4 protein-coding genes are annotated in these 6,013 nt (G+C 70.1%); 1 reads left to right on the top strand and 3 read right to left on the bottom strand.

All coding sequences use genetic code 11. The features are described 5' to 3' along the window. The coding region (locus DN069_RS38365; protein ID WP_111507871.1) for a proton/sodium-translocating pyrophosphatase at window positions 1-1,724 on the bottom strand (1,724 nt) is incomplete at its 3' end. Between the two features lie 269 nt (window positions 1,725-1,993). On the opposite strand from DN069_RS38365, the gene DN069_RS38360 reads away from it, so the two are divergent. Then, complete coding sequence (locus tag DN069_RS38360) at window positions 1,994-4,864, top strand: right-handed parallel beta-helix repeat-containing protein (protein ID WP_111507870.1); 2,871 nt, start codon at window positions 1,994-1,996, stop codon at window positions 4,862-4,864. 81 nt (window positions 4,865-4,945) lie between these two features. Here DN069_RS38360 and DN069_RS38355 read toward each other — a convergent pair whose 3' ends face one another. Further along, window positions 4,946-5,407, bottom strand: coding sequence for an ATP-binding protein (locus DN069_RS38355; protein WP_111507869.1), 462 nt, complete (start codon window positions 5,405-5,407; stop codon window positions 4,946-4,948). Between the two features lie 122 nt (window positions 5,408-5,529). Beyond that, a complete protein-coding gene (locus DN069_RS38350; protein WP_042373473.1) occupies window positions 5,530-5,871 on the bottom strand; it encodes an STAS domain-containing protein in 342 nt (113 codons plus the stop codon). Window positions 5,872-6,013 lie beyond the last annotated feature (142 nt).

Below are 6,013 nucleotides of genomic sequence, written 5' to 3'. Positions count from 1 at the left end.
AAGAGGAAGACGACCGCCGCCCCGAGCAGCAGCCCGACCAGGTTGTTCGGCTGGGAGATGTCCAGACTCAGACTCAACCCGTGGGCGGCGGGGCCGATCTGGGACTCGGCCGTGCCGATCGCGTCGGTGAACGAGCCGAAGAGCGCGGTGGCGGCGAGCACGGCCGTGGCGATCGCGATGCCCTTGGTGATCGCCTTGGTGGTGTTGCCGACCGCGTCCAGCTCGGTCAGCACCTGCGCCCCGGCGCCGGTCACGTCGCCGGACATCTCGGCGATGCCCTGCGCGTTGTCGGAGACCGGGCCGAAGGTGTCCATCGCCACGATGACGCCGACGGTGGTGAGCAGGCCCGTTCCCGCGAGCGCCACGGCGAACAGCGAGAGCGTCAGCGAGCCGCCGCCGAGCAGGAAGACGCCGTAGACGGCCGCCCCGATCAGGACCGCCGAGTAGACGGCCGACTCCAGGCCGAGGGAGATGCCGGAGAGGATGACGGTGGCCGGGCCGGTCAGCGAGGTCTTGCCGATGTCGCGGACCGGGCGCCGGTTGGTCTCGGTGAAGTAGCCGGTGAGCTGCTGGATCGCGGCTGCCAGCACGATGCCGATCGCGACGGCCACGAGCGCGAAGACGCGCGGGTTGCCACCGTGGGCGGCGATGTCCGGGGAGGCGCCCTTCAGTCCGGCGAAGCTGCCGGGCAGGAAGGCGAAGACGGCGACCACGACCAGCGCCAGGGAGACGATCGCGGAGATGAAGAAGCCGCGGTTGATCGCCGTCATGCCGGACCGGTCGCCGCTGCGCGGGGAGACGGCGAAGATGCCGAGGACCGCGGTGACCACACCGATCGCCGGCACCAGCAGCGGGAAGGCGAGCCCGTGATCCCCGAACGCGCTCACGCCCAGGATCAACGCGGCCACCAGGGTGACCGCGTAGGACTCGAACAGGTCGGCGGCCATGCCGGCGCAGTCGCCCACGTTGTCGCCGACGTTGTCGGCGATGGTGGCGGCGTTGCGCGGGTCGTCCTCCGGGATGCCCTGCTCCACCTTGCCGACCAGGTCGGCGCCGACGTCGGCGGCCTTGGTGAAGATGCCGCCGCCGACACGCATGAACATCGCCAGGAGCGCGGCCCCGAAGCCGAATCCCTCCAGCACCTTGGGCGCGTTCTCGCGGTAGAGCAGCACCACGACGGAGGCCCCGAGCAGGCCGAGGCCCACGGTGAACATGCCGACGACCCCGCCGGTCCGGAACGCGATCCGCATGGCGCGGTGGGACACCGCGCGCACGTCGGGGGGCTCCGTGGCCCCCTCGGCGGGAGTGGCGGCGCGTGCCGCCGCGGCGACGCGGACGTTGCTGCGCACGGCGAGTCGCATGCCGACGTATCCGGTCGCGGCCGAGAAGCCGGCGCCGACGACGAAGAAGACCGAGCGGCCGATCCGCTGTGACCAGTCGTCGGCCGGCAGCGCCAGCAGCAGGCAGGGCACGACGACGGCGAAGCCGGCGAGCGTGCGGAACTGCCGTGCCAGGTAGGCGTTCGCGCCCTCCTGCACGGCGGCGGCGATCCGCTTCATGGTGTCGGTGCCCTGATCCGCTGCCAGTACCTGACGGACCAGCAACCACGCGACACCGAGCGCGGCTGCGGCGACCACGGCGACGATGACGACCACGACCCGGTCCGACCCGGTCAGTACGGCCGTCACCCCTGATTGAGCGCCGGAGAGATAGAGCCCGGCCATTCGTCCTCCCATGACGTCTGGCTCGTGCGCCAAGCGGGATCCCGGGGTCATGGGGCCGGGGGAAGGCGCGGACCGCTCGGCAGCGCGGGCAAGGTGGCAGGCCGCGATTGTAGGAAACCGCAACATGATCAAAACAGGGTACGAGCGGCAATTGGTACATCCTGAAAGGGCTGTGACGGAAGATACGGATTCCGGTTCAGACGAATTCGTGGCCGAATCAGCACCTGCTTGGCAGGATCAGCGCGTTGTCCGCCAAGGGGGCCCCTTTCATGCCACATCACAGACGCACCGTCAGCACGCTGACCTCAGCCTTGCTCGTCGGTGTCGCCCTGCCGCTCGCCACGAGCACCACGGTCCACGCCGACACCGGCTCGACGATCTACGTCAGCCAGGCGCCCATGCTCCCCGCCTGCTCCGACACCGCGCCGGACGCGGGATCGCAGGCCACACCCTTCTGCTCGCTGCAACTGGCCGTCGACAAGTCCCAGCCGGGCCAGACCGTGCAGGTCGACTTCGGGCAGTACGGGCCGCTCACCATCCACCACTCCGGCGCTCCCGGCCTGCCGATCACCATCAGCAACGCCTCCGGCGACTGGACGTCGCGCTATCCGATCGTCAAGGGCGTAACCCTGGCCGGCGTCCACGACATCACGCTGAAGGGCCTGAACATCGGCACGGCCGGCTCAGCGGTCACGGTGACGGACTCGTCCGACATCACCCTGGCCGGCAACCGGGTCTTCGACCAGCACTCCGTGCTCGGCGCACTCGACACCGGCGTGGCCGTCTCCGGCTCCTCGTCCGCGGTGACCGTCCTGCACAACTCGATCAACGGTTTCGGCCAGGCGGCCGTCTCCGTCGGCACAGGTGCGAGCGGAACAACGGTCGCCGGCAACCTGGTGGTCGGCGACGGCCAGGGCGTCGTCGTCACCGGAGCTCCGCACACCCTGGTCAGCGGGAACACCTTCACCGGCGAATGCGCCGGCGCCGTGGCGCTCTCCGGCGGTTCGACCGGATCCGTCGTCGAGGACGACATCGCCTTCCACGACGGCGCCTCCTACGCCAACGCGGTCACCGGCTCGCCCTGCCGCCAGGGCGCCGGCACGCCGGAGATCCAGGTATCGGCGGACTCCGCAGCCGGCACCACGCTCAACTACAACGACGTGCTGGGCCAGGGGACTTCACAGCCCTACCTGTGGGCCGGCCAGCCGCACGCCACGGCCGCAGACCTCTACACCTCAGTCGGCCAGGGGCAGCAGGACCTGAACCTCGACCCGCAGCTGAGCCCGTCGGGCTACGTGCCCGCGTTCAACTCCCCGGTGGTGGACTCCGCCAACGCCGACGCCCCGGGCGAGCCGGCCACCGGACTGCACGGGCAGCCGCGTGTCGACGTCCCCGGCACCCCGGACACGGGAACCGGCGCGAACACGTACACGGACCGCGGCGCTGTCGAGGCGCAGGACCCGTTCACGCTCAACGACCTGTCGACCCCGTCGGTCGAGGTGCCCCTCGGCACGGCCCAGACCTTCACGGCCGACGTGACCAACCCCTGGAGCACGGGGCCGGTCCAGTACTCCTTCAGCGTCGACAACGTCCCGACCGTCCTCCAGCAGTCCACCTCACCGACGTTCACCCACACCTTCGACAGCCTCGGCGGACATTCCGTCCAGGTGACCGCGACGCTCCCCAACGGCGCCACGAGGACCGCCTACCGGGGGGTCGACGCCAATCCGCCCGGGCCGCTGGCCGTGTCGGCCCAGTCCATGCACCTGGGCGTCAACGGCCCGCTCGTCGCGCTCGTCGACTTCCACATCGACACACCGTGGACCATCACCGGCGCCACGGTGGACCTCGGGGACGGCCATGGACCCTTCACGGTGCCCGCGGGGTCACTGTCGTCGACCCTGCAGTACTCCGGCATCTACGCGAAGCCCGGCACGTATCCGGTGAGCGCGGTGGTCACCGACGCCGGGGGCCGCACGAGCACGGCGCACGGACTCGTCACCGTCGGCGGCGTCTACACGCCGCTCCCACCCGCCCGGATCCTGGCCACCTGGGCCGGTGTGGGCTCGGCCAAGGGGGCCCTGTCCGTCGGCCAGACCCTGCGGCTGAAGGTCACCGGGAACGGCGGTGTGCCCAACTCCGCCGGGACGCCGGTCACCGCCGTCACGCTCAACCTCACGGCGTCCGGTGCCACCGGCGACGGCTACGTCACCGCCTACGGCGACGGGTCACCTCCGCCCACCACGGACAACCTCACGGTGAGCGCGAGCCACACGACGCAGAACCAGGTCACCGTCCCCGTGAGCACCGACGGCTACATCGACCTCTACAACCACGCCGCCGGCACGCAGCTCAGCGCCGACGTGCAGGGCTACTACACGACGGCCGGCGGTCCCGGCACGAACACCTTCTCCACGGCGGGGCCGATCCGCTTGCTCGACACCTGGTCCGGGACGAACGTGCCCAAGCGGAAGATCGGGCCGGGCGGCACACTGACGTTCAACGTGTTCGCCGCTCCGGCCCGGCTCGGGCCGGACACGAAGGCCGTCCTGCTGAACCTCACCGCCACGGACGCGACCGCGCCCAGCGCCGTCACCGCGTACAAGGGCGGCACGACGACACCCTACGAGGCGAGCCTGCACGCCGTCCCGGGACAGACCGTCAGCAACCTGGTCGCGGTGCCGGTGGCCTCCAACGGCACGGTGACGCTGCAGAACGCCTCCGGGTACGTCGACCTGACGGTGGATCTGCAGGGAGTCTTCGACAACGAGGAGACCGGGGAGATGGTCTCCCTGCCCGCCCAACGAGCGCTGGACACCCGTCACGGCATCGGCGCGCCACAGGCACAGGTCGGCCCGTACGGCGTCGTCAAGCTCAAGGTGGCCGGTGTCGACGGCATCCCGGCGAGCGCCTACGCGGTGATCGTCAACCTCACCGCGCTGAAGGCCACGCAGGGTTCCTACGTGACCGCCTACACCAGCGGCCTGCCCCGACCGAGCACGGCCAACGTCTACGTGGGCCCGGGGCGTGACGCGACCGATCTCGCGGTCGTGCCGATCGGCACGGACGGATGCGTCGACCTCTTCAACCGCGCCGGAAACGTGGACCTGCTGGCCGACATCCAGGGCTTCTTCGGCTGACACGCCGGCGGCAAGCCCGAGGGCGGCCCGGAAGATCCTCCGGGCCGCCCTCTCGACTCTCCGCCGGTGCGGCCGGAACAGCTACAGCTCGTCGTCCGCGGGGTCGGCGATGGGCCAACTCATGCGGATCAGACCGCCGTCGTCGTCGTGCCCGATGACCAGGTCGTCCACCAGCCCGCTGATCACGGCCAGGCCCATGGTGTCGTCGGACTGCTCGCCACCGCCCTTGCCGGCACCGGCGGCCATGCTGAGGGCCTCGGCGGCGCTGCTGTCGGCGTGCGAGGTCACCGGGGTCGGGACGCCGTCACCGACCTCGATCACGAAGCGCTTCTCCTGCTGGGTCAGCTTGACCCGTACGGGATGTGAGACTCCGTTGCGCACGTGCAGCCCGACCGCACGCGAGCACGCCTCACCCACGGCGAGACGGACCTCGTCGAGAACCGACTCGTCGACCCCGGCCTGTCGTGCGACTGCCGCCGCAACCAGCCGCGCCGTGCGCACATGCGCAGGGAGCGCGCTGAAGCGCAGTTCGACGGTGGCCATATACGTCCCCCTCGAAAGGTTCAGGTTGCAGACCGGCGCCCCGGGAGCCGGACGTGCGGAACCACCCGCACGCCTCACCTGCTCCCGGGCGCACTGCCTCAGTTGGAGCTCGCTGGGCGAGCTCAGTCGTTGGCGGCGACGGCCTCGTCCACGGAACCGTGGATGGGGAACACCTTCGTCAGTCCGGTGATCCGGAAAATCTTGAGGATGCGCTCCTGGTTGCAGACCAAACGCAGCGAACCCTCGTGGGCCCGCACCCGCTTGAGCCCGCCGACGAGCACGCCCAGACCGGTCGAGTCCAGGAAGTCGACGCCTTCCATGTCCACGATCAGGTGGTAGTGACCCTCATTGACGAGCTCGACCAGCTGCTCGCGCAGCTTCGGGGCGGTGTATACATCAATCTCGCCCCCAACCTCGACGACCGTGCGGTCGCCGACGGAACGGGTCGACAGGGACAGGTCCACGGAACCTCCAGCACCTTGCCTTGCTTCCATGCCGTTTGCGGGGACCTTGGCCCCGTTGCACGGCCGCGTAGGCATTCAACCACTTAGACCGTGTCCTATGTGGTGAGTCGGATGAGGCGTTTGTAGCAGCAGACGGCTGCGG

It is taken from the genome of Streptacidiphilus pinicola, from assembly GCF_003258295.1.
GTDB classification, from domain to species: domain Bacteria; phylum Actinomycetota; class Actinomycetes; order Streptomycetales; family Streptomycetaceae; genus Streptacidiphilus; species Streptacidiphilus pinicola.
The sequence above is the reverse complement of the archived record's forward strand: the minus strand, read 5'-3'. Positions and strand labels throughout refer to the sequence as shown.